Source organism: Pseudomonas sp. SDO5591_S426, assembly GCF_054070755.1.
In genome coordinates this window covers 1-23,374 of record NZ_JBSVXD010000095.1, presented here as the reverse complement: position 1 = coordinate 23,374, position 23,374 = coordinate 1, and the positions used below count along the sequence as shown (strand labels likewise).

The following is a 23,374-nucleotide window of genomic DNA, read 5'->3' as shown; positions in this document are numbered from 1 at the left end:
CTTGCTCGCGATAGCGGACATTCAGTCACCACAAGCCCTTAATGTCCGTCCGTCATCGCGAGCAAGCTCGGCTCCTACAGGTTATGCCTCAAGCAGGCTTGGCCTCGACCAGCGCCTCGACCGCCATCTCCTTCTCAGCCTCTTTCAGATCTTCCTCACTGATCATTTCCGCAATGACCCGCAAGCGCTCCACCACCCGTGCGTTGACGCTGCCTTCAGGGAATTCGCCGTTCTCATCCGGCTCGCCCGCCGGCTCGCCGACCAGCAGACTCAAGGCCTCATCAGCTTGGCGTACCGCGTAGACATGGAACTGCCCGGCACGCACCGCCGTCAGCACTTTCTCGTCGAGCATCAACGTAGCGACGTTGGCCTGCGGAATGATCGCGCCCTGCTCGCCGGTCAGCCCGCGCGCTTCACAGAGGCGGAAGAAGCCTTCGATCTTCTCGTTGACCCCGCCCACTGCCTGAACTTCACCGAACTGGTTGATCGAACCGGTAATCGCAAAGCACTGCTTGAGCGGGGTTTTCGACAAGGCCGAAATCAGCGTACACGCCTCGCCCAGAGAGGCGCTGTCGCCATCCACATAACCGTAGGACTGCTCCAGGGCGATACTCGCGGAAATCGCCAACGGGAATTCCTGGGCGTAACGGCTGCCCAGATACCCGGTGAGGATCATCACGCCTTTGGAGTGGATCGGCTGGCCGAGGTTGACCTCACGCTCGATGTCGACGATGCCGCTGCCGCCCGGGTACACCGTGGCGGAAATCCGCGCCGGTACACCGAAGGCCGAATCGCCGACTTCCAGCACCGTCAAGCCGTTGCACTTGCCGACCGCCGCGCCATCGGTGTCGATCAGGATGATCCCCGCCAGCATGTCATCGAGAATCCGCGCCGACACACGTCCGGTACGGGTGGCCTTGGCCTTCAGCGCACGTTCGATGTGCCCGGCGTCGGTCATCTCGTCACCCGCCAGATGGCGAATGAAATCCGCCTCGCTGACCAGTTGGAACAGATCGCCAATGCGCGCCGACAACCGCCCCTGATGCTCGGCCAGACGCGCGCTGTACGTTGCCAGACGCGCCACCGCATCGGCGGTCAACGGCGCCATGCCTTCTTCGGACGTACGGGTTTTGAGCAACTGGGCGAACTGCTCCAGGCTCTCGTCGACCATCGGGATGTCTTCGTCGAAATCCACCAGGACGCGGAACATCTCCTGGAAGTCCGGATCGAGGTCTTGCAGCGTGTAATACAGCTGACGGGCGCCGATGATCACGACTTTGACCTGCAGCGGAATGTGCTGCGGGTTCAGCGTGACGGTGGCGAACCGGCCCATTTCACCGAGCGGCGATTCCATCTTCAGCTTGCGCGATTGCAGAGCGCGTTTCAGCGCGTCCCACACGAACGGCTCGCTGAGCATTTTTTCCGCTTCGAGGATCAGGAAGCCACCGTTGGCGCGATGCAGCGCACCCGGTCGCAATTGCCGATACGTCGTGTACAACGCGCCCTGATCGGTGCTGTATTCGATACGGCCGAACAGGTTTTCGTAGGTCGGGTGCGGTTCGAACACCACCGGCGCACCGCCGCTGGCCGAATGACCGACCACCAGGCTCGGCGCGTATTGCTCTTCCAGCAGTTTGCGGGCGACGGCGTCGGTCTTGCTGTCGTCCACCAGTTGCTCGACCACGGTCTTGAGCAGGTACACCTGCATCGCTTGCAGGTAACCGCACACCGCCGCGTTCTCGGCGTACTTCTCCGACAACGGCGACAGTAACGGCTGCAAGGCCAGGGTGATGGTTTCTTCGTTGAGGTGGCGCAGTTGATTGCTCGACTCGCGCTTCCATTGCGGCAGGCTGGCGAGCTCCTCGTTCAAGCGCTCTTCGAGGGACGAGATGTCCTCATGGAAACGCTCGCGCTCGGCTTCCGGCAACTGGGCGAATTCCGCTTCGTCGAGAGCCTTGCCTTCAAGCATCGGGGTGAACGCGATGTTGCTGCTGTCGCGGTAGAGAGCGACGTCCTTTTCCAGGGCCAGACGCTCGATGATATCCAGAGCCTTGTCGTAGCGCTGATTGAAGGCGCGGTCGATGGCGCTCTTTTTCTGCTGGTAGGACGGGTGCTCGAAAACGGCCGGGAAAGTTGCCAGCAGGTTGTCGATCAAACCGTTGATATCACCAATGAAATTACCGGCGGTACCCGACGGCAGCTCCAGTGCGCGGGGTTCGCGCGGCTCATCGAAATTATTGACGTAGACCCAGTCCGCCGGGGTCTGCAGGCGTTTTCCTTCGGCTTTCAGGTAGCGCTTGACGAACGAAAACCGGCCGGTGCCGGGCTCACCCATGACGAACACGTTGTAACCGGGGCGTGGCATGGCCACACCGAACTGCAAGGCTTCGACAGCACGTTCCTGGCCAAGCACACCGCGAAAGGGCTCCAGATCATTGGTGGTAGAGAAGCTGAACTGTTCAGCGGAAAACGGACGGGTCAGCGCTTCGGGCGCTAGACGCAAGCTGGCAGCAACAGGATCAGGCATCGGGCTTCCTTAGATCAGGCGGGGCAGATAGCGGCATTCTGGCGCTGCCTGTACCTGACTGGCAAGGAGCGCCTCAGGCCAAAGCATAGACAAGTCATGCCGCCGTTGCGGGCGTGCGCCAAATCACTGTTTCCAGCAAATGTTTTGCAAAAAATCACGGAACCGCGCGATCGTGCCTAAACTCCAAACTGCGCGGCTGGACTAATAACCGGCCCACTGGCACCGGAACGGGCCAGATCCCTTGTCCATTGGTACGCACATAAAGAGAACAAAGCTATGAAACGGATTCTTCTCGGTACTCTCTTCACCGCTGTATCCATCAACGCCATGGCTCAGGCGCCAGGCGGCCCGGATTGCGGTTGGGGCAACATGCTGTTCGAAGGTCAGCGTGGCACCCCGGCTCACTTCCTGGCATCCACCACCAACGGCACTTCCGGCAACGCAACTTTCGGTATGACCTCCGGTACCAACGGTTGCTCGACCAACGCGTCGCTGACCTATGGCGGCAAATCCTGGTTTGCCATGAATGGCATGATGAACGAGCTGTCCGAAGACATGGCCAAAGGTAACGGCGAAGCGCTGACTACCTATGCCGTGGTACTGGGCGTGGCGCCGGAAGACCGTGCGCACTTCGCCGCCGTCACTCACGAGCACTTCCAGCAGATCTTCAGCAAGGCTGACGTGACTGCCGAAGATGTGCATACCAACACCCTGGCCGTTCTGAAGAACGATCCTCGTCTGGCCAAGTACGCCACTCAGGCATAAGCTCGACCCGCCCGCTTCTTTCGGGAAGCGGGTTTTGTTTTTTGGACCTTCCCTCGTTGGGTAATGCCAATCAGGCATTAACCGCGCCGGGTCTTTAATTTTTTTCCTGTTTAAGTTGCCACTATGCTCAAACGCCTTGCCTGGCTGGCGCTCTGTGTCTGCGCCCCGCTGTCCGCCGAGCCTCACATCGACCCTCAACGTTTGCAGCAACTGGCCAACGACCCTTTCTGGATCTCCCTGGGCCATTACGAAACCGCCAAGCTCGGCGGCTGGCGCAGCTATGTCAGCGACCCGAAATTCTTCCTCGCCGCTGATGGCAACGAACATCCCGATCATGAACTGGCCGCTACCGTGCAGGCCTTGTACGCGCCGGCGAGTGCCGGTGAGCAGCACGCCCAATGCGTTTATCCCGCCCGCACGCGTTGGCTCAAGTCACAATTAAATCTGACCGATTTGCCGACACTGGACTGCGCCGAGTTCAAGCAGTGGTTCAAGGACGTCTCGCCCCACAGCGCGGTGATGATCTTCCCGGCGGCCTATTTGAACAGTCCATCGTCGATGTTCGGCCACACCCTTTTGCGCATCGACCAAGCTGATGTGCAGAGCGACAAGACCTCGCTGCTCAGTTACGCGATCAATTTTGGCGCCTACATCGAAGGCTCCGACAACAGCATCCTTTACGCCTGGAAAGGCTTGATGGGCGGTTATCCGGGGCTGTTCGCGCTGGTGCCGTACCAGGAAAAGCTTTCGGAATACCGCAGCCTGGAAAACCGCGACCTGTGGGAGTACCGGCTGAACCTGACACAAGCAGAAACCGCGCGCATGGTCGAGCACGTCTGGGAGTTGAAGCAGATCAAGTTCGATTACTTCTTCTTCGACGAAAACTGCTCCTATCGTCTGCTGGAACTGCTGCAAGTGGCCCGCCCGAGCCTGCGCCTGACCGAACAATTCCCGCTGACCGCCATCCCGACCGATACCGTCAAAGCCGTGAAAGAGGCCGGGCTGGTGGAATCGATCCAGTACCGCCCTTCCCGTGAGCGGGAGTTGCTGAGCCGCGCCGAGCCGTTAAATCCCGAAGAGCAGCAATGGGTGTTGAAAGTCAGTACTGACCAGAAGCAATTGCAAACGCCGGAATTCAAGGCGCTGCCTCGCGACCGTCAGGCGCTGATCATCGATGCGGCCTATCGCCTGGAGCGCTACCGCGCCAACGGTCAGGAACGCGATCCGGCGCGAGCGCAACGCAGCTTCGAACTGCTGCGGGCGATCAACCAGAACCCGGCACCGGAACTGGATATCCCGCAACCAGGCCTGCCCGAAGATGGCCACGAATCCCGCACGTGGCAGGTCGGTGTCGGCACCCGTGGTGACCGAGCGTTCGGTGAATACGGCCTGCGCATGGCCTATCACGACCTCAACGACAACTCGGAAAGTTTCCCCCTCGGCGCGCAGATCGAAATCCTGCAACTGAAGCTGCGCCAGTACGAAGGCAATGACTGGCAGGTGCAGCAACTGGACCTGGCGACCATTCGCTCCCTGACCCCGCGCAATGAGTTGCTGCAACCGCTGTCCTGGCAGGTCACCGGTGGCCTGGAGCGAGTGCCGGGCAAGCATGACGATGAAACCCTGGTCAGCCACGTCAACGGCGGCGGCGGTGGAACCTGGCAACTGGCCGACGACATGCTCGGTTTTGCCTTGGGCACTGTGCGTGTGGAGCACAACAATGACTTCGCCGAATTCATTTCCCCGGCGGCGGGTTTCAACACGGGGTTGCTGTGGAAAAACCCGCTGGGGAACTTGAGCCTCGAAACCAAAGGTGATTTTTTCACCAATGGCGAAGTGCGCCGGTCCATCAGTTTGAATCAGCAATGGGAGCTGTCGCGCAACCTGGGCTTGCGCCTGAGCGCCCAGCGCGAGTTCAGCCATTTGGCAACGCCCGAGAATGAAGTGATGCTTGAGGTGAAGTGGTATCACTACTGATTCGAATCGCTTTCAGACATTCAACGAAACCAAATGCCTGCAACCATGGCCCAATTCCTATAACGGGAGAAATCATGAGCCGGGCATTCGTCAACGAAGATAACGCTGCCGCGCAAGCCGATCAGCCGGTCGAACGGCAGGTCAGTGCGCAACCCAACTACGTCACCCCGCAAGGCCTGAGCCTGTTGCAGGAAAAGATGGCTGAACTGCAAGCCCTGCATGCCGAACAAACAGCCAAGGGCGAACAGGCGGACAAACAACGCCTGGCCGATCTCGAACGGGATCTGCGCTACTTCAAACAGCGGCTGGGCAGCGCGCAAGTGGTGCCGGTTGCGACGTCTACCGACAAAGTGCAGATCGGTAGCTGGGTGACTTATGCCGATGAACACGACAGCGAACACCGCGTGCAACTGGTAGGTGAAGATCAGGCCGATGCAGCCCATGACCTGATCAATTGGGGCTCGCCTCTTGGCCGGGCGTTGCTCGGCGCACAACTCAATGATGAAGTGCTGTGGCAACGCCCGGCCGGCGATCAGCTGATCGAGATCATCCGCATCGAACCCGCTTAAACCACACCTTGGGCCAGCATCGCATCGGCGACTTTGACGAAGCCGGCGATGTTCGCGCCTTTGACGTAATTGACCTGACCGTTCTCCTCACCATAATGCACACAGGCGTGGTGGATCGACTGCATGATCGCGTGCAGCTTGCTGTCCACTTCACCACCGGTCCACAGCAAGCGCATGGCATTCTGCGACATCTCCAGCCCGCTCACGGCAACGCCACCGGCGTTGGACGCCTTGCCCGGTGCGAACAAAATGCCCGCTTCGATGAACAGGTCCACGGCTTCCAGCGTGGTCGGCATGTTCGCGCCTTCCGCCACGCAGATGCAGCCGTTGCGCAGCAAAGTGCGCGCAGCATCGACATCCAGTTCGTTTTGCGTGGCGCATGGCAGCGCGATATCGCAGCTCAGTCCCCACGGATGTTGACCTGCGCGGAACTCCAGGCCGAAACGCCCGGCCAGTTCACTGATGCGCCCGCGCTGTACGTTCTTCAATTCCAGCACCGCTTGCCATTGCTCTTCGGTCAAACCGCTTTCGCAGTACAACGTGCCTTCGGAGTCCGACAGCGAAATCACTTTGCCGCCCAGGTCCATGACCTTGCGCGCGGCGTATTGCGCGACGTTGCCGGAACCGGAGATCGCTACGCGCTTGCCCTCGACCGTCATGCCACGACGCTTGAGCATTTCTTCAGCGAAGTACACGCAGCCGAAACCGGTGGCCTCCGGGCGAATCAGGCTACCGCCGTAGCTCGGGCCTTTGCCCGTCAACACGCTGGTGAACTGGTTGCTCAGGCGTTTGTATTGACCGAACAGGAAACCGATTTCGCGCGCACCGACACCGATGTCACCGGCCGGCACATCAACGTCGGCGCCGATGTGACGGTACAACTCACTCATGAAGGCCTGGCAGAAGCGCATGACTTCCGCATCGCTTTTACCTTTCGGATCGAAGTCCGAACCGCCCTTGCCGCCGCCCATTGGCAACGAAGTCAGCGAGTTCTTGAAAGTCTGCTCGAACGCGAGGAATTTCAACACGCCGAGGTTCACCGAAGGATGGAATCGCAACCCGCCCTTGTACGGGCCGATAGCGCTGTTCATCTGGATGCGGAAACCGCGATTGACCTGCACCTTGCCGTGATCGTCGACCCAGGAAACCCGAAACACGACCGCCCGCTCCGGCTCGCAGATGCGCTCCAGAATGCCCGAAGTCAGGTAGTGCGGATTGGCTTCAAGAAACGGCCACAGGCTGCGCAGAACCTCTTCGACGGCCTGGTGAAATTCGGGTTGATCCGGGTCGCGTTTTTTCAGGCGGGCAAGGAAGGATTCGACGGATTCGATCATGGAAAAGTCTCGGCAAATTTATTGTCGTTGGGAGAGATTGGGCCGGACTTTAACAAACGGATCGCGCACAAGAACAGAGCAAAATGTCGCATTTGTGAAATTAAATGGTGCACAGGATATAAATAAGACCCGGTTTTTGGTCGGTTTTGCACCTGAATAGGGAGCTAATCTCCAAGTCATGCACCAACAGTTACACCATCATCGCCAGCAGGCTGGCTCCCACAGGGGTTGGCGGTGGAACGGGATTTATTGCCTGCACAATACTTTGTGGGAGCTGGCCTGCCAGCGATGAATTCTCCTCGGTATCCCTGAAAAACCGGCCAAAAAAAACGGAGCCCGAAGGCTCCGCTCTTTATGCAACCAACCCGAAATCAGGCCAGTTTTTTGTGTCGTACACGATGCGGCTGGGCAGCTGCTTCGCCGAGACGCTTTTTGCGATCGGCTTCGTATTCGGTGTAGTTGCCTTCGAAGAACACCGCTTGCGAGTCGTCTTCGTACGCCAGGATGTGCGTCGCGACGCGGTCCAGGAACCACCGATCGTGAGAGATCACAATGGCGGCGCCCGGGAAGTCCAGCAGGGCTTCTTCCAGGGAACGCAGGGTTTCAACGTCGAGGTCGTTGGACGGTTCGTCGAGCAGCAGGACGTTGCCGCCCTCTTTCAGGGTCAGGGCCAGGTGCAAGCGACCGCGCTCACCACCGGACAGGTCCTTGACGAACTTCTGCTGGTCGCCGCCCTTGAAGTTGAAGCGACCGACGTAGGTACGCGACGGGATCTCGTAGTTGCCGATGCGGATCTGGTCGGAACCGTCGGAGATCTGCTGGAACACGGTCTTGCTGCCGTCCAGGTCTTCGCGGCTCTGGTCGACGCAGGCCAGTTGCACGGTTTCACCGACTTCGATGCTGCCCGAATCCGGCGTTTCCTTGCCCATCAGCATGCGGAACAGGGTCGACTTACCGGCACCGTTACCGCCGATCACGCCAACGATGGCGCCTTTCGGCATGGAGAACGACAGGTTGTCGATCAGCACGCGATCGCCGTAGCCCTTGGTGACGTTCTTGAATTCGATGACCTTGTCGCCCAGGCGTGGACCGGCCGGGATGTAGATCTCATTGGTTTCGCTGCGCTTCTGGAATTCCTGCGATTGCATTTCTTCGAAGCGTTGCAGACGAGCCTTGGATTTCGACTGGCGGGCCTTGGCGCCTTTGCGCACCCACTCCAGTTCTTCCTTCATGGCTTTTTCGTGGGCCGACTGCTGCTTGGATTCGGCAGCCAGACGATCGGACTTGGCTTCCAGCCAACCCGAATAGTTGCCCTCGTAAGGAATGCCCGCGCCGCGGTCGAGTTCCAGAATCCAGCCAGCAACGTTGTCCAGGAAGTAACGGTCGTGCGTGATCGCTACCACTGTACCCGGGAAGTCGTGCAGGAAGTGCTCCAGCCAGGCGACGGAATCGGCGTCCAAGTGGTTGGTCGGTTCATCGAGCAGCAGCATGTCCGGTGCGGACAGCAGCAGACGGCACAGGGCCACACGGCGCTTTTCACCACCGGACAGGACTTCGATCTTGGCATCCCAGGCTGGCAGACGCAGCGCATCGGCGGCGACTTCCAGTTGGCGATCGAGGTTGTGACCGTCGCTGGCTTGCAGGATCGCTTCGAGCTTGGCCTGTTCGGCAGCCAGTTTGTCGAAGTCAGCGTCTTCTTCAGCGTAAGCCGCGTAGACCTCGTCCAAGCGCGCCTGGGCGTTCTTGATGACGCTGACCGCTTCCTCGACCACTTCACGCACGGTCTTGGTCGGGTCAAGTTGTGGCTCTTGCGGCAGATAACCGATGTTCAGCTCCGGCATCGGACGCGCTTCGCCTTCGAACTCGGTGTCGACGCCGGCCATGATTTTCAGCAGCGTGGATTTACCCGAACCGTTGAGGCCGAGCACGCCGATCTTGGCGCCTGGGAAGAACGACAAGGAGATGTTTTTCAGGATTTCCCGCTTCGGCGGAACAACTTTGCCCAGCCGATGCATGGTGAATACGTATTGAGCCATGGAGAACCTTGGGTCAGTGACTGATGAATGAATAGAGCGCAGGCGAAGCCCGGGCCAGACCATGCGCGTTGACCGCTTAGTTGGAGACCAAAGCGTGCGCGCTGAAAAAAGTCTGAGTTTAGGAGCTGGAACGCTCCCGCGTAACCGGCAAAGCTACCTTAATGACAGAAGGCCGTCCAGCCGAGCGGGGCTGGCACTTTGCCACAACTCAAGGCATGCTAGCCGCCCTTCGGGCGTCCGGCTTATAGTGCACGTCGCGCCAGTCCAGCCAAACCGCAGGATTACAGCTTGTCCAATGTCCCTTCGCCCTTGACCACCCGTGCACCGACAGCGGCGTCCGGTTCGCCCCTGCGCGGAACCCTCAAAGGTGCGCTGGCGACCCTGGTGCTGATGCTGCTCGCACTGCTGTTCTGGCAACTGCTGGATCAGCTACGCGAAACCCAGAAAAGCCAGCGTCAGTACACCATCGACTACACCGCCGACCTGGCCGCGCAAGTCAGTCTGAACATGGCGCTCAACGCGCAGATCGCCATGAACCTACTACCGATCGTCGAACAGCCGCAAAGTACCGACGAACAGCAGGAGCTGCTGCGCAAGCTGCAAAAATCCTTGCCTGACCTGACCAGTCTGGCCCTGCTCAGCCCTTCCGGCACCATCATCACGGACAGCGCGGCGAACAGCGAAGACGCCGACTACCTGAGCGAACTGGTCCGGCGCAGCCGTGCCCAGCCTCACTATTTCAGCAACGCCATCGATGGCTCGATGGTGCACCTGTTATTGCATCAAGCCAGCGGCAGCACCCGTGGCTATTGGGCCTTGCGTTTCAAACCGACATTTTTCTCTTCCCTGACCAAACTGAACGAAGCCGACGGCCGTCCACAGTGGCTGGTGGAAAACCGCTTCAACCACCAGATCATCAGCCGCGATGAAGCGCTGCCATTGGTCAACCCCGGCACGCTGACCCAGGATGACCTGAGCAACAGCGTACTGACCGTTCCGCTGAGCGGCAGCGACTGGCAACTGCGCGGGCTGTTCGATCGCCAGCGTGTACTCGAAGAACTGCTGCCGGCCTTCATCGGCAAATGCCTGCTGGGCCTGGCCTTTTCCATGTTGCCGTTTATCGTCTTGCTGAACATGCGCCGGCGTCAGCGCCAGTTGCATGAAGGTCGTCGGCGCTATCAGGAGATTTTCGAAGGCACCGGCGTTGCGCTGTGCGTGCTCGACATGTCCGGCCTCAAGAATGTATTCGGCAAGGGCCAGATGCAGAGCAACAATCAACTGCAAACGTGGCTGGCCGTCCCGGAGCAGCGCCAACAGTTGTTGCAAGCGCTGCGCATTACCGAGGTCAACCAGGTCGCGTTGCAACTGCTCAACGTCAACACCTCCGATCAAGCCTGGAAACTGCTGATCGACGGCAACCCGCTGGACGGCAGCGCTATCGGCAACCAAGTGCTGGAAGCGCTGCTCAACCAGCAGAAAAAGCTTGAACTGGAAATCCGGCTCCAGGACGCCGCCGGCGATGACCAGCACCTGTGGCTGGTGCTGCGTCTGCCGGAAAGCCCTGAAGACTATAAAGCGGTGATCCTGAGCATCACCGACATCACCAGCCGCAAGCTCATCGAGTTGTCGCTGCAAGAGCGTGAAGGATTCTGGTCCGATGTGGTGCGCACCGTGCCCGATCACCTGTACGTGCAGGACGTGATCAGCCAGCGCATGATCTTCAGCAACCACCATCTGGGCCAGACACTCGGTTACAGCCGCACCGAGCTGCACCAGATGGGCGAGTATTTCTGGGAAATCCTGCTGCATCCCGACGATGCCGACTACTACCACCGCTCGCGCCAGAGCCAGCGGCAAGGTGGTTACAGCCAATTGATGCAATGCCAGTTGCGCTTCCGTCACCGCGACGGTGAATGGCGCCGTTTCGATATTCGCGAACAGGCACTGGCGCGGGACAAGAACGATCAGGTGACTCGCATCATCGGCGTGGCCAAGGACGTTACCGAGCAGATCGAAGCCAGTGAGTCCCTGCGCGACAGCGAGCAGCGCTACCGGATGCTCGCCGAAAGCATCAGCGATGTGATTTTTTCCACCGACAACCGCATGACGCTCAATTACGTCAGCCCGTCTGTGCAAGCCGTGCTGGGTTACGACGCCGAATGGATTTTCCAGAACGGCTGGCAATCGACCATTGCCAACCCCCAGCAGCTGGCCGGTATCTACACGCTGATGGAGCGGGTCAGCAAAGCGCTGGATCACCCCGAGCAACTGGCGCTGTTGCGCAACCAGGTGCAGACCCAGTTGTTTTTGTTCGATTGCTTGCGGGCCGATGGGCGCAAGATTCCGATCGAGCTGCGGCTGGTACTGGTCTGGGACGAGCACGGCGCATTCGAAGGCGTACTTGGGGTTGGTCGCGACATCAGCCAGCAGCGCCGCGCTGAAAAAGATCTGCGCATGGCCGCCACGGTATTCGAACACTCGACGTCGGCGATCCTGATCACCGACCCGGCCGGCTACATCGTCCAGGCCAACGAAGCCTTCAGCCGCGTCAGCGGTTATGCGGTGGAGCAGGTGCTCGACCAGTTGCCGAACATGCTGACTGTCGACGAGCAGCAGGAAGCCCATCTGCGCTACGTGCTCAAGCAACTGAACCAGAACAGCACCTGGGAAGGCGAAGTCTGGCTCAAGCGCCGCAATGGCGAACATTACCCGGCGTGGGTCGGCATCACTGCCGTACTGGACGACGAAGGCGATCTGGCCAGTTACGTGTGCTTCTTCAGCGACATCAGCGAGCGCAAGGCCAGTGAGCAGCGCATTCACCGTCTCGCCTATTACGACGCCTTGACGCATCTGCCCAACCGCACGCTGTTCCAGGATCGCCTGCATACCGCGTTGCAAGCGGCCGAACGGCAGAAGTCGTGGGTGGTGCTGATGTTCCTCGACCTCGACCGCTTCAAGCCGATCAACGACTCCCTGGGCCACGCCGCCGGCGACCGCATGCTCAAGGAAATGGCCACGCGCCTGCTCGGTTGCGTCGACGATGACGACACCGTGGCGCGGATGGGCGGCGACGAATTCACCTTGCTCCTGCAACCGCGAGCCAATCGTGAAATCGCCTTGAACCGGGCGATCCACGTCGCTGAACAGATTCTCGCCAGCCTGGTAAAACCGTTCGTGCTCGAAGGCCGCGAGTTCTTTGTCACGGCCAGTATCGGCATCGCCCTGAGCCCGCAGGACGGCAACGAACTCAGCCAGTTGATGAAGAACGCCGACACCGCGATGTACCACGCCAAGGAGCGCGGCAAGAACAACTTCCAGTTCTATCAGGCGGACATGAACGCCAGCGCCCTGGAGCGTCTGGAGCTGGAAAGCGACTTGCGTCACGCGCTGGAGCAGAACGAGTTCGTGCTGTATTACCAGCCGCAATTCAGCGGCGATGGCAAACGTTTGACCGGCGCCGAAGCGCTGCTGCGCTGGCGCCACCCGCGTCGCGGCCTGGTGCCGCCGGGGGATTTCATTCCGGTGCTCGAAGAGCTCGGGCTGGTGGTGGATGTCGGTGACTGGGTGATCAGTGAAGCCTGCCGTCAGCTCAAGACCTGGCATCAAGCCAAGGTGCGCGTACCGAAGGTCTCGGTGAACATTTCCGCGCGGCAGTTCTCCGACGGCCAGCTCGGTACGCGGATCGCCACCATTCTCAAGGAAACCGGCCTGCCACCGGCGTGCCTGGAGCTGGAGTTGACCGAAAGTATCCTGATGCGCGAAGTCAGCGAGGCGATGCAGATTCTCGACGGCTTGAAAAACCTCGGCCTGAGCATTGCGGTCGACGACTTCGGCACGGGCTATTCATCGCTCAACTACCTCAAGCAGTTCCCGATCGACGTGCTGAAAATCGACCGCACCTTCGTCGATGGTTTGCCGTCGGGTGAACAGGATGCGCAAATCGCCCGGGCGATCATCGCCATGGCCCACAGCCTCAACCTGGCGGTGATCGCCGAGGGCGTGGAAACTCAAGAGCAGCTGGATTTCCTCAGGGAACACGGTTGCGATGAGGTTCAGGGGTATCTATTCGGGCGGCCGATGCCGGCGGACAAGTTCGAAGTGCAGTTCAGCGATGATGCGCTGTTCATGTTTGACTGAAGTATTGCAGCGAGGCAGCTGGCCTCATCGCTGGCAAGCCAGCTCCCACAGTGACTTGCTGTGGACCAATATTTGTGGGGCGAAGCACGGACATTGTGGGAGCTGGCTTGCCAGCGATGGGGCCAGCACAGACACCGCATGTCAGTCATGAAGCCCACTTGTCTGCGACATGATGTCCTTTCATATGCCTTCCAAAACCCGTTGGGGTAGAATGCCCCCCTTTTCTGCCCCCGATCCTTGAGGACCGCCATGTTCAGCCGTGATTTGACTATTGCCAAGTACGACGCCGATCTCTTTGCCGCCATGGAGCAAGAAGCTCAGCGCCAGGAAGAGCACATTGAGCTGATCGCTTCGGAAAACTACACCAGCCCTGCGGTGATGGAAGCTCAAGGCTCGGTACTGACCAACAAGTACGCCGAAGGCTACCCGGGCAAGCGCTACTACGGTGGTTGCGAGTACGTCGACATCGTCGAACAACTGGCCATCGACCGTGCAAAAGAACTGTTCGGCGCCGATTACGCCAACGTTCAGCCGCACGCCGGTTCGCAAGCCAACAGCGCCGTTTACCTGGCCCTGCTGTCGGCTGGCGACACCATCCTGGGCATGAGCCTGGCCCACGGCGGTCACCTGACCCACGGTGCCAGCGTTTCGTCCTCCGGCAAGCTGTACAACGCCGTCCAGTACGGCATCGACGCCAACGGCCTGATCGACTACGACGAAGTCGAGCGCCTGGCTGTTGAACACAAGCCGAAAATGATCGTGGCCGGTTTCTCTGCCTACTCGCAGATTCTGGACTTCCCGCGCTTCCGCGAAATCGCCGACAAGGTTGGCGCTTACCTGTTCGTCGACATGGCCCACGTGGCCGGTCTGGTCGCCGCTGGCGTCTACCCGAACCCGGTTCCATTCGCTGACGTCGTGACCACCACCACCCACAAGACCCTGCGCGGTCCACGTGGCGGCCTGATCCTGGCTCGCGCCAACGCCGACATCGAGAAGAAGCTGAACTCCGCCGTATTCCCGGGCGCCCAGGGTGGCCCGCTGGAGCACGTGATCGCTGCCAAGGCGATCTGCTTCAAGGAAGCACTGCAGCCTGAGTTCAAGGTTTACCAGCAACAAGTGGTGAAAAACGCCCAGGCCATGGCCAGCGTATTCATCGAACGCGGTTTCGACGTGGTTTCCGGGGGTACTGAAAACCACCTGTTCCTGCTGTCGCTGATCAAGCAGGAAATCTCCGGTAAAGACGCCGACGCCGCTCTGGGCAAAGCGTTCATCACCGTGAACAAGAACTCCGTGCCAAACGACCCACGCTCCCCGTTCGTCACCTCCGGCCTGCGCTTCGGCACCCCGGCTGTGACCACTCGCGGCTTCAAGGAAGCAGAGTGCAAGGAACTGGCCGGCTGGATCTGCGACATCCTGGCTGACCTGAACAACGAAGCGGTGATCGACGCCGTTCGTGAGAAGGTCAAGACCATCTGCAAGAAACTGCCGGTGTACGGCGCTTAATAAGCCCGCTAAACCGTCGTTAAAAAACCGGCACTTGTGCCGGTTTTTTTATGCCCGTTAGTTACACGCACCAAAAACGGAAACTTACTTACAGACAACAATACCTCTAAAGTCTTGCAACACACCAGAAGTTCAACCTTTAAACTTTAATGATAGTCTCACCCCTACAAACAACGAATAACCCGGCCCACTAATAATCAATTATCGGTGTTATTCCAACATCACGGAAGAGACATATATCATGCAAACCACGGATGAAAACCAATCATTTACCGCTCAACTTTTTGTCGATAACAAGCCAGTTGCCCTGGCCGGCAAGGTCATTCGAAAAATGCTGGAATCCCCTGATTTTTCTGAGAAAGAGAAGGATGTCCTGAAGAAGCAACTCGACCTGTACGCAGATGTTCTTCTGAGTTACGCAGAGGACGTAACCCCAGAAACGTTCCTCTTCGCTTATCAGGACGATGTCTACACAATCAAGATTGAGGATCGTGACGGAAACTTCAAAAATACTGCAAGCATGGAAGGCGAACTGCGTAACCTGTCGGTTTTTGATGGTGATGACCCTACTTACTTTCGCATCATTCATCAGGGCGAATATGTGAAGCTTGATGATATGCCAAACGAACTGAATACAATCCGCTTACGATCGGGACCGCAACGCCGGGAGGTTCTAACCTATGGTCAACTACCTAATTTTCCCATCCTGACCGACAAAGAAAATCGCGGCGGCAGGACATTATTCCTTGAATTAAAGATTATCAAACGTCACGTCTCCACCGCATTCTGAAGTGCATTCGAATTAGAACTCACTCTTCGGAAGCGGTGACCGACGTAAACCTGTAGGAGGTGGGTTGCTGGTGATCGCCAGCAACCCGCCTCTTGGTTCTTGCCGAGGGAGCCGTCAGTTTCTTTGCTCCCCCAAAAAATTTTCAAACAACAAAACGCTCAAGGTCGGGCTATCCAACCCAACTGGTAAGACCGGTCATGCCAATCGTGCAATTTTTGCTTGCGATCCTCCGAAAACAGGGCCTAGACTTTGCCTGCACTGGACATACCGGTAAGACCACAATAATTAAGTCCTGAAGCTGATGCACTCTGCGCACGGCAGCCAGGACACCGACCAGGATTCCTCCCATGCTCAGATGGTGCTCGCGTTCAATCTTCCTCCAAGTGGTTCTCGGACTGGTGCTCGGCATCGTCTGCGGGCTGACCCTTCCCGAATACTCCGCTCAGCTCAAACCGCTCGGTGACGGTTTTATCAAGCTGATCAAAATGCTCATCGGCCTGATTGTGTTCTGCGTCGTGGTCAGCGGCATCAGCGGTGCCGGCGACCTGAAGAAGGTCGGCCGCATCGGCCTCAAATCGGTGATCTACTTTGAAATCCTCACCACCATTGCGCTGGTGATCGGTCTGGTGTTCGCCTTCAGCACCGGGATCGGCAGCGGCGCGAACATTCATCTGGAGCAGCTTTCCGTCGCCGACATGGGCGATATCGCCCAGCGTGGTCAGCACATGCACACCACCACGCAGTTCCTGATGGACCTGATTCCGACCTCGGTCATTGGCGCCTTCGCCGACAACAACATCCTGCAAGTCCTGCTGTTTTCGGTGCTGTTCGGCAGCGCGCTGAATCTGGTGGGCGAAGCGGCGTCGGGTATTTCACGATTGATCAATGAGCTGAGCCACGTGATCTTCCGCATCATGGGCATGATCGTGCGTCTGGCGCCGATCGGTGTGTTCGGTGCGATCGCTTTCACCACCAGCAAATATGGCCTGGACTCGCTGCAACACCTGGGCAGCCTGGTCGGTCTGTTTTACCTGACCTGCGTAGCCTTCGTGTCGCTGATTCTCGGCTTGGTCATGCGCCTCTCCGGTTTGAAGATGTGGCCGTTACTCAAGTACCTGCGTGAAGAACTGCTGATCGTCATGGGCACTGCTTCGTCCGACGCTGTGCTGCCACAAATCATGCGCAAGCTTGAGCATCTGGGCATCGGCAGTTCGACGGTCGGGCTGGTGATTCCAACCGGTTACTCGTTCAACCTCGACGGTTTTTCCATCTACCTGACCCTGGCCATCGTGTTTATTGCCAATGCCACCGGCACGCCGCTGGCGATGACCGACCTGTTGACGATTCTTTTGGTGTCGTTGATCACCTCCAAAGGCGCGCACGGTATTCCCGGCTCGGCGCTGGTGATTCTGGCCGCGACGCTGACCGCGATCCCGGCGATTCCGGTGGTGGGTCTGGTGCTGGTGCTGGCTGTGGACTGGTTCATGGGCATCGGCCGGGCGCTGACCAACCTGATCGGCAACTGTGTGGCGACCGTGGCCATTGCCCGCTGGGAAAAGGACATCGATGTGCAGCGGGCGAACAAGGTACTTTCCGGCCAGGTCGGTTATACCTTCCAGCCGCGCAAACCGGTGGCACCGGCGCATCAGCAGGAATTTTGAATACACGCCGTGCCTGCTTCGGGCAGGCACGGCCAACAAACGTTACGGATGCTCATGGAGCGAACAGTGATTACCTCGTCGACCGTTGTAAATTCAGTCGTGGAAAAACTTCGGGCCGCGCTGGCCCGTGGTCAGTGGCGTTCCGGCGATATGCTGCCGGGGCAACGTGAGCTGGCCGAACAACTGGGCATCAGCCGCCCGAGCCTGCGTGAAGCGGTGATCGTGCTGGAAACCCTCGGTCTGGTGCGCTCGATGCCGGGCAAAGGCGTGGTGGTGCTCGAAGCCAATCTCGCCGACAGCCAGGCGCATGAAAGCGCAGTGGCCGCGGCAAGCCTGGAAGATGTGCTGCAACTGCGCTACACCCTCGAGCCGTTCATCGTTGGCCTGGTGGCGCAATCCATCAGCAGCAAGGAAGTCGGGCAACTGCGCCTGACCCTGATGGACATGCGCGAAGCCCTGGAAGCCAACGACAGTGAAGCCGGCGTGAATGCCTACATCGCCTTCCACGAAGAGTTATTCACACTGACGTCGAATCCGATCTTCCAGAGCGTGGTCCAGCAAACCAGCAATGCCCTCAAGCAGAGCGCTGACGTGCTGCGCAACTCCCCGGAACATCTGGCTGAGCGCCTCGAAGAAAACGAAGCGGTGGTTCGGGCAATCCGCAGCAAGAACAGCGCCCAAGCCAGCGCCGAGATGCGCCGGCACATTATTCGGGAAGGCCAGCGGATGGGCATCGAGTTGAACATCCCGGAAGACCATTTCGGCAGTTGAACATTTGCAAAGCGGAGACAGGCCATGAATAGCTTAGCCTTGGCGCAATACAGTCGTGAAACACCGGCGGCGCTGCCCTTTTGCCGTGCTCGTCACGACAAGTCCCTGGTGGACGACCTCTATCCACGGGTATTCGATGCAATTCTTGAGCAGCGTATTTCTGCGTCCAGTCGCTTCACCGAAGAAAGCCTGGGACAAATGTTCAGCGCTAGCCGCAGCCATGTACGCCGGGTGCTGACACGCCTGTCCCATGAGCAGATCGTTATTTTGCGCCCGAATCATCGTCCACAAATCGCGGCACCGGCCCCCGAACAAACTCGCCAAATACTCCACGCGCGCCGTCTCACTGAAACCACGCTCATCCAGCTCGCCTGCCAGCAACCACGCCCGGCTGCAGTCAAAGCGCTGCATGCCCTGATCGACAATTACCGGCAAAAGCAGGCTCGCGGCCAGCACGGAGCGGCGATCCGTCTGTCTGGTGAGTTTCACCTGCAACTGGCCGACATGGCGGGAAACGCACCACTGGCGCACTTTTTAGGCAGCCTGGTTCCCATGACATCACTGGCAATCGCCCAATGCGAACAACAGACTGCCTGCGATCACATCGAGCATGCGCATGCCGCTATTGTCGAGGCCGTGGAGCGGGCCGACGTCAACGCAGCGGTTCGGCTGGTGACACAGCACCTGGCTGATCTTGAGCAACGGTTGCTGGGTTCGACTGCATGAAGGTCAACGCCAGGACATCAGGCACTGTTGGATTGACCGCACACAGCAGTGCCTGACCGACACCCGCCAATCCCAGCATCATCCCGAGCACAGGCACACTGTCTTGCCCCATGAAATCTTCGTTGAAGAAACTTTCGGCAACTCCGGACAATGCCCGCAGGCTCCGCTCAATACCCAGGTTGTTTCCCGTGCGGCGATAAAGCGCCAGCAGACACAGCAGATTGCCGAAATCTCCGTGGCACAAGCTGTAACCTGAACCGAGGCCATGGCGCCAGATATTGCTTTCGCACCAACGAATATCACCCTCCACCATCGCCAGATGCTCGGCATCGAACACATCTTTCAGCGCGTGCATGAGTTGCAGCCTGGAAATCAGAATCCCGGCATCGCCGTGACACCACTTGGTCATGTGCGAGGGAATGGACGGCTCACGCAGGTCGAGCCAACCTCCCTGGCCCTTCTGACGGTTTTCGTCTTCCAGCAGGTCAATCGTTAACGCAATCAACGACGCGTCTTTTGTCACCTCGTAGACCTTGGCCAGCGCCAGGAGAACGCCGGAAATCCCATGGGAGAATCCAGTGAGTAGCGGTGTTGCGCAGGCCTTGCGCAAAAATCGCCCGTCTTCTTTCACCAGTTCCGCCCGAATGGCTGCCGAGTACCTTTCGATCAATGGGATCAGCCGTTGTCGTGGCTGGAGCTGATAGAGGTTCACCAACAACGTGACGGTCCCGCACCAACCGTTGAGGAAGTCGAATTCGTCTCCTTGTTGTGGAAAATCCTCCAGTTTGAGTAGCAACTCATCAATCGTCGCTGCGTGAATATCCCGGCCCGTCACCTGTTGGTGATTGACCAGCACATAGAGATACGACGCCAGACCGAAATACGCACTGACCGCCATGTCACTGTCAAAATGCTCGCGGGATCTGGCCATCGAGTCGACGATTTGATCCGCCCTGACCAAGTGCTCAGTCTGGCCACTGACTCGGTACAGACTCATGTAAAAAACCGCTAGACCGCCCATCCCGCTGTACAGACTATTGGTCATCGGCGAGAGATAACTGCGCCGGGTGGTCGGATGGGAGTTGAGGAAAGTCCACGCCACATCCCCTTCTTCGCCATCGATTCTCAACCGCTCGATGGCGTCTGCCACTTTCAAAGCGCCTGCCAGATACTGCGTCGCCTGCACGTTGGGGATGTCGGTACTGACATGCCGTCTATTCATGGGCGAAGCTCCATTGCCCGCAGGAAACAGACACTCCTTCAAGATGAGCAACTGGAATGTTTTGTCGCCTGGGGATAGCGAGCTCAATTTTCGCCGGCAACTCTCCAGGGGACTGTCGATCTCGATTGAGGCGACAAAAGCACCATGAGCATTGAACAGATCGCTCGAAGCGATCGGCATGGTGAAACTGGGGATGTTGGCGCGCTCAAGATCGATCAACTCATGGCTGGCCACATTTTTTTTGATGAGTGATTCGTTGGATTCAGACCACAACGTCGCCAGCAGCAATTGCCGCTGAAGCATGCACCGCGTGAAACGTGGGTGCAGCGTCAGTTCGATGAAATCGATATAGCGCTGGGTATTCTTGATCAACACACGTGTTTTCAACTGCGCGGCGTGCTGATCAATCAGCTCCAGTATCGCCGCCTGATGTTTCATGACCTCATCGTAGGCAAATCCAAAACCCTCAAGAAACGCGTCTTCATAGGTCCCCAGTGAATATTGCGTTCCCTCGAAAATTGGCAGGTGTTTGATGAGCGGCGTTTTGTCGATCTTGATCCGCTTCAAATGATAGAAACCTTGCTCGCGGATCAACTGCCTTGCCGTGCTGGTGAACTGTTTCTGAGCCGTCAGGCCACTGAAATCATTTTCAGAATCGGGTGAGTAGGGAACAAAACCCGTCGAAAACACTGACTGGCTGTTGAACTTCAGGGTTTTGAACAACGCACCGGTGCTGGGCAGATCGCCCTGCAAGTCGATCATCGAGGCGGTCAACAGGCACTCAAGGTCGATGAAAACCGGGCTGCTCCCACAGGCGATGATATTTTCGTAGTGGAAGTCGATGCCGTTCAACGCGTGAACAAGCGCGATCTGCGCCCCCATCCGTCGATAGAACAAGGTCAGTTCGGCGTTGTTTTTGCAGGCCAGATTGTCGATTTTTTCGATCCAGCAGTGATCGTCACTGCTCACCATTGATGGCGTTTTTGCAGAGAAACACTCGTCCGCGGTTTTCTGGTGCAACAGCATCAGAAGCGAACTATAGAGCTGCGCTTCCCGATTACTTCTCGGCTTATAGACCAGCGATGTACCTGCGATCCGGACGGCGCAAACCGTTTCGCCGTCAGCGTGAGGATCGCCCAATCCGAGTTCGATCGAGTCGATTCGACGGTCGGGCAGATCGAACACCTGCATCAGCACATCAACATCGTCAGCAAAATGGAAGATGATTTTGTACAGGTAAGCCGATGTACCTTCCAAATGTCGAATCAGCAAGTCGGCCAGTACCGGATAGGCCTCCAGGATCGGACCTGTTGCGCCGGCACTCAAGTAATGCTCGAAGCTTTCCAGGTCAGTTTCCACGCCCTCTGATATTCGTGTATTGAGACAATGTACAAGTGACTTTTCGGACAGACGCTTGATACTGGCTAAAACATAGGGCCTGAGACTTGAAAGCAACGATCCGGCATCAAAATGATTGCTAGCCTCTACATATCTAGCATCACTTTTAAATACACACTCAAAGTAACCACGCAAGGCCTCATAAAAACCTTCAAAGGTTTCACGGCTTGCGCTGCTATTGTTACCAGCCTTAGCCAGTGAACCAATAAGATGAATTTTTCTTTCAAACTCTTCCAGTGTCGAGTATTTACTTTCTCGCTTGGACTGCTTTCCAAACCAATGAATCAAGTCGGATTTACCCAACCCGAAATAGCGCGTAACGGCACGATCATCCTTATGCAACATATGCAGGGTACTGCACAGAGCATCGACATCGACATCGACATCGACGTCACGACCTGCACCCGATGCTTCACGCTCTTGAAACGTCAGAATATCAGCCAGCATGCTTTGCCACCTTAACCAGCATGGCGGGTAGGGAGACCCGCCACATGTTACGAGAGGCTTAGCAGCCGAACGTGCAGCCCAGGCTTTCGCAAGTGATTGCAGTAGTCGCCATCACTTCAAGGCCAGCCATCTTGTTGATACCTGCCTTGACGTAGGCTTCGAACTCGCTGGCGAAATCACCCGACATGTCCATAACTTGATTTTTCATATATGTCTCCAGATATAAAATTGCGAGGCGCCCTAAGTGGCACCTAACAAAACTAACACCAGAAAACAGAAACCGACGCACCTGAAAAGCAAACTTAATGTAACGTTACTTAAGCCACTCCCTACAGCACCAACAACCAAAGTCAACCAAATAAAAACATGCTGCAATCGTTAAGCACAAATACCGATTCGAGCACCCACTAAATGCTCACTACTAAAAAGTAACAACACCCTTCCAACTATCGCCCGACATCCATCCACACGTATTTGATGAATGCCGTGCGTCTCAATTTTTAACATCTCACACGGCCGCAACTCGGGCGAACCCTTCGCGAATCTTCGCTTCCGGCAAATCATCGGCAATGAATACGATCACGCTCTCACGCGCTTCGTCTTCGGCCCACTCAGTATCCCAGTCGAAACCGTATAGCTTCAGCACGCCCTGAAACACCATGCGCCGCGGTTCGCCAACGATGCTCAGCACACCTTTGTAGCGCAGCAGTTGCTTGCCGTGGTCCTCCAGCAGCTCGTTCATGAACTCGCTGAGCTTGTCGATATCCAGCGGTTTGTCGGTGCGCAGCACCAGGCTGGAAATGCGGTCAATGGACGGGGCCTGGCTCACCGGGCGCAAACTCACGCCACCACCGAGGTCGGCATTGAGATTGAAACCACGCACGTCGAGCAGCTCGGCCAGATCAATCTGGCCGTGATCGACCCCGCGAATCGGTGCGCGACGATTGATCCGGGTCAGCCGCTCGCTCAGCGCAGTGAAGGTCGGCTCGTCTACCAAGTCGCGCTTGCTCACCAGCAAGCGGTCGGCGAAACCGATCTGCGCCTGGGCGATGGTTTGGGTCAGGTGAGTCTCGGCGTGCGCCGCGTCCACCAGTGTGATGATGCCGTCGAGGATGTAGCGCTCGCGCAGTTCTTCGTCGATGAAGAAGGTTTGCGCCACCGGTGCCGGATCGGCCAGACCGGTGCATTCAATCACCAGACGGTCGAAGGCGATATCGCCACTGTCCAGGCGTTCGAGCAGCAGGTACAGGGCTTTGGTCAGGTCGGTGTGGATGGTGCAGCAGACGCAGCCGTTGGACAGCGTCATCACTTGTACCGGTTCGTCGCCCAATAGTTGGGTGTCGATGCCGGCGTCGCTGAATTCGTTTTCGATCACGGCGATTTTCAGGCCGTGCTCGGCTTTGAGCAGGTGGCGCAGCAGAGTGGTTTTGCCGGCGCCGAGGAAGCCGCTGAGGATCGTGACGGGTATTGGAGTGAGCAAAACAAAATCTCCCAAACGCTAAAAAACTGTA

15 protein-coding genes are annotated in these 23,374 nt (G+C 57.9%); 9 read left to right on the top strand and 6 right to left on the bottom strand.

Annotated features, from left to right (window positions below; all coding sequences use genetic code 11):
• Window positions 1-88 precede the first annotated feature (88 nt).
• Complete coding sequence (locus ACW9JC_RS18470; RefSeq protein WP_338583167.1) at window positions 89-2,527, bottom strand: Lon protease family protein; 2,439 nt, start codon at window positions 2,525-2,527, stop codon at window positions 89-91.
• 276 nt (window positions 2,528-2,803) lie between these two features.
• On the opposite strand from ACW9JC_RS18470, the gene ACW9JC_RS18465 reads away from it, so the two are divergent.
• The 3 genes from ACW9JC_RS18465 (at window position 2,804) to ACW9JC_RS18455 (ending at window position 5,838) form a co-directional block, all read left to right on the top strand.
• Window positions 2,804-3,292, top strand: a complete 489-nt coding sequence (locus tag ACW9JC_RS18465) for a DUF3015 domain-containing protein (RefSeq protein ID WP_192309054.1) — start codon at window positions 2,804-2,806, stop codon at window positions 3,290-3,292.
• A gap of 123 nt (window positions 3,293-3,415) precedes the next feature.
• Window positions 3,416-5,269, top strand: a complete 1,854-nt coding sequence (locus ACW9JC_RS18460; RefSeq protein ID WP_457456635.1) for an Lnb N-terminal periplasmic domain-containing protein — start codon at window positions 3,416-3,418, stop codon at window positions 5,267-5,269.
• A 74-nt stretch (window positions 5,270-5,343) separates the two neighbouring features.
• Window positions 5,344-5,838: a GreA/GreB family elongation factor gene (locus ACW9JC_RS18455; protein ID WP_457456633.1), complete on the top strand. Its 495-nt coding sequence runs from the start codon at window positions 5,344-5,346 to the stop codon at window positions 5,836-5,838.
• Here ACW9JC_RS18455 and gdhA read toward each other — a convergent pair.
• Window positions 5,835-7,172, bottom strand: a complete 1,338-nt coding sequence (gene gdhA / locus ACW9JC_RS18450; protein WP_457456631.1) for an NADP-specific glutamate dehydrogenase — start codon at window positions 7,170-7,172, stop codon at window positions 5,835-5,837. The genes ACW9JC_RS18455 and gdhA overlap by 4 nt on opposite strands.
• A 371-nt stretch (window positions 7,173-7,543) precedes the next feature.
• Window positions 7,544-9,208 carry an energy-dependent translational throttle protein EttA gene (gene ettA / locus ACW9JC_RS18445; RefSeq protein WP_338583173.1) on the bottom strand — a complete coding sequence of 555 codons (1,665 nt, stop codon included), beginning with the start codon at window positions 9,206-9,208 and terminating at the stop codon, window positions 7,544-7,546.
• A 288-nt stretch (window positions 9,209-9,496) separates the two neighbouring features.
• Between ettA and ACW9JC_RS18440 the strand changes: the two genes are divergently transcribed.
• The 6 genes from ACW9JC_RS18440 to ACW9JC_RS18415 all read left to right on the top strand — a co-directional run bounded on the left by ACW9JC_RS18440 (window position 9,497) and on the right by ACW9JC_RS18415 (window position 18,796).
• Complete coding sequence (locus ACW9JC_RS18440; protein ID WP_457456629.1) at window positions 9,497-13,345, top strand: sensor domain-containing protein; 3,849 nt, start codon at window positions 9,497-9,499, stop codon at window positions 13,343-13,345.
• 249 nt (window positions 13,346-13,594) lie between these two features.
• Window positions 13,595-14,848, top strand: a complete 1,254-nt coding sequence (gene glyA, locus ACW9JC_RS18435; protein ID WP_457456627.1) for a serine hydroxymethyltransferase — start codon at window positions 13,595-13,597, stop codon at window positions 14,846-14,848.
• A gap of 241 nt (window positions 14,849-15,089) precedes the next feature.
• Window positions 15,090-15,638, top strand: a complete 549-nt coding sequence (locus ACW9JC_RS18430; protein ID WP_457456625.1) for a hypothetical protein — start codon at window positions 15,090-15,092, stop codon at window positions 15,636-15,638.
• Window positions 15,639-15,985: 347 nt separating this feature from the next.
• Window positions 15,986-17,299, top strand: coding sequence for a C4-dicarboxylate transporter DctA (locus ACW9JC_RS18425; protein ID WP_457456623.1), 1,314 nt, complete (start codon window positions 15,986-15,988; stop codon window positions 17,297-17,299).
• Window positions 17,300-17,365: 66 nt separating this feature from the next.
• Window positions 17,366-18,070, top strand: coding sequence for a FadR/GntR family transcriptional regulator (locus ACW9JC_RS18420; protein ID WP_457456621.1), 705 nt, complete (start codon window positions 17,366-17,368; stop codon window positions 18,068-18,070).
• A gap of 24 nt (window positions 18,071-18,094) precedes the next feature.
• The gene (locus tag ACW9JC_RS18415; RefSeq protein ID WP_457456619.1) at window positions 18,095-18,796 is read left to right on the top strand and encodes a GntR family transcriptional regulator; all 702 of its coding nucleotides are present in this window, start codon (window positions 18,095-18,097) and stop codon (window positions 18,794-18,796) included.
• On the opposite strand, the gene lanM is transcribed toward ACW9JC_RS18415, so the two are convergent.
• The 3 genes from lanM to yjiA form a co-directional block, all read right to left on the bottom strand.
• Window positions 18,723-21,863 (bottom strand): type 2 lanthipeptide synthetase LanM, encoded by a 3,141-nt coding sequence (gene lanM, locus ACW9JC_RS18410; protein WP_457456617.1) that lies wholly within the window; start codon window positions 21,861-21,863, stop codon window positions 18,723-18,725. The two genes, ACW9JC_RS18415 and lanM, sit on opposite strands and share 74 nt — an antisense overlap.
• A 58-nt stretch (window positions 21,864-21,921) precedes the next feature.
• Complete coding sequence (locus tag ACW9JC_RS18405) at window positions 21,922-22,071, bottom strand: hypothetical protein (protein ID WP_457456615.1); 150 nt, start codon at window positions 22,069-22,071, stop codon at window positions 21,922-21,924.
• Window positions 22,072-22,371: 300 nt separating this feature from the next.
• Entirely contained in the window at window positions 22,372-23,343 is a 972-nt protein-coding gene (yjiA, locus tag ACW9JC_RS18400; protein ID WP_457456613.1) for a GTPase, read from the bottom strand.
• Window positions 23,344-23,374 lie beyond the last annotated feature (31 nt).

Bases quoted from the DNA above. Each gene is read 5' to 3' on its own strand.
- ACW9JC_RS18470 (WP_338583167.1), bottom strand. From the start codon at position 2,527: ATGCCTGATCCTGTTGCTGCCAGCTTGCGTCTAGCGCCCGAAGCGCTG.
- ACW9JC_RS18465 (WP_192309054.1), top strand. From the start codon at position 2,804: ATGAAACGGATTCTTCTCGGTACTCTCTTCACCGCTGTATCCATCAAC.
- ACW9JC_RS18460 (WP_457456635.1), top strand. From the start codon at position 3,416: ATGCTCAAACGCCTTGCCTGGCTGGCGCTCTGTGTCTGCGCCCCGCTG.
- ACW9JC_RS18455 (WP_457456633.1), top strand. From the start codon at position 5,344: ATGAGCCGGGCATTCGTCAACGAAGATAACGCTGCCGCGCAAGCCGAT.
- gdhA (WP_457456631.1), bottom strand. From the start codon at position 7,172: ATGATCGAATCCGTCGAATCCTTCCTTGCCCGCCTGAAAAAACGCGAC.
- ettA (WP_338583173.1), bottom strand. From the start codon at position 9,208: ATGGCTCAATACGTATTCACCATGCATCGGCTGGGCAAAGTTGTTCCG.
- glyA (WP_457456627.1), top strand. From the start codon at position 13,595: ATGTTCAGCCGTGATTTGACTATTGCCAAGTACGACGCCGATCTCTTT.
- ACW9JC_RS18430 (WP_457456625.1), top strand. From the start codon at position 15,090: ATGCAAACCACGGATGAAAACCAATCATTTACCGCTCAACTTTTTGTC.
- ACW9JC_RS18425 (WP_457456623.1), top strand. From the start codon at position 15,986: ATGCTCAGATGGTGCTCGCGTTCAATCTTCCTCCAAGTGGTTCTCGGA.
- ACW9JC_RS18415 (WP_457456619.1), top strand. From the start codon at position 18,095: ATGAATAGCTTAGCCTTGGCGCAATACAGTCGTGAAACACCGGCGGCG.
- lanM (WP_457456617.1), bottom strand. From the start codon at position 21,863: ATGCTGGCTGATATTCTGACGTTTCAAGAGCGTGAAGCATCGGGTGCA.
- ACW9JC_RS18405 (WP_457456615.1), bottom strand. From the start codon at position 22,071: ATGAAAAATCAAGTTATGGACATGTCGGGTGATTTCGCCAGCGAGTTC.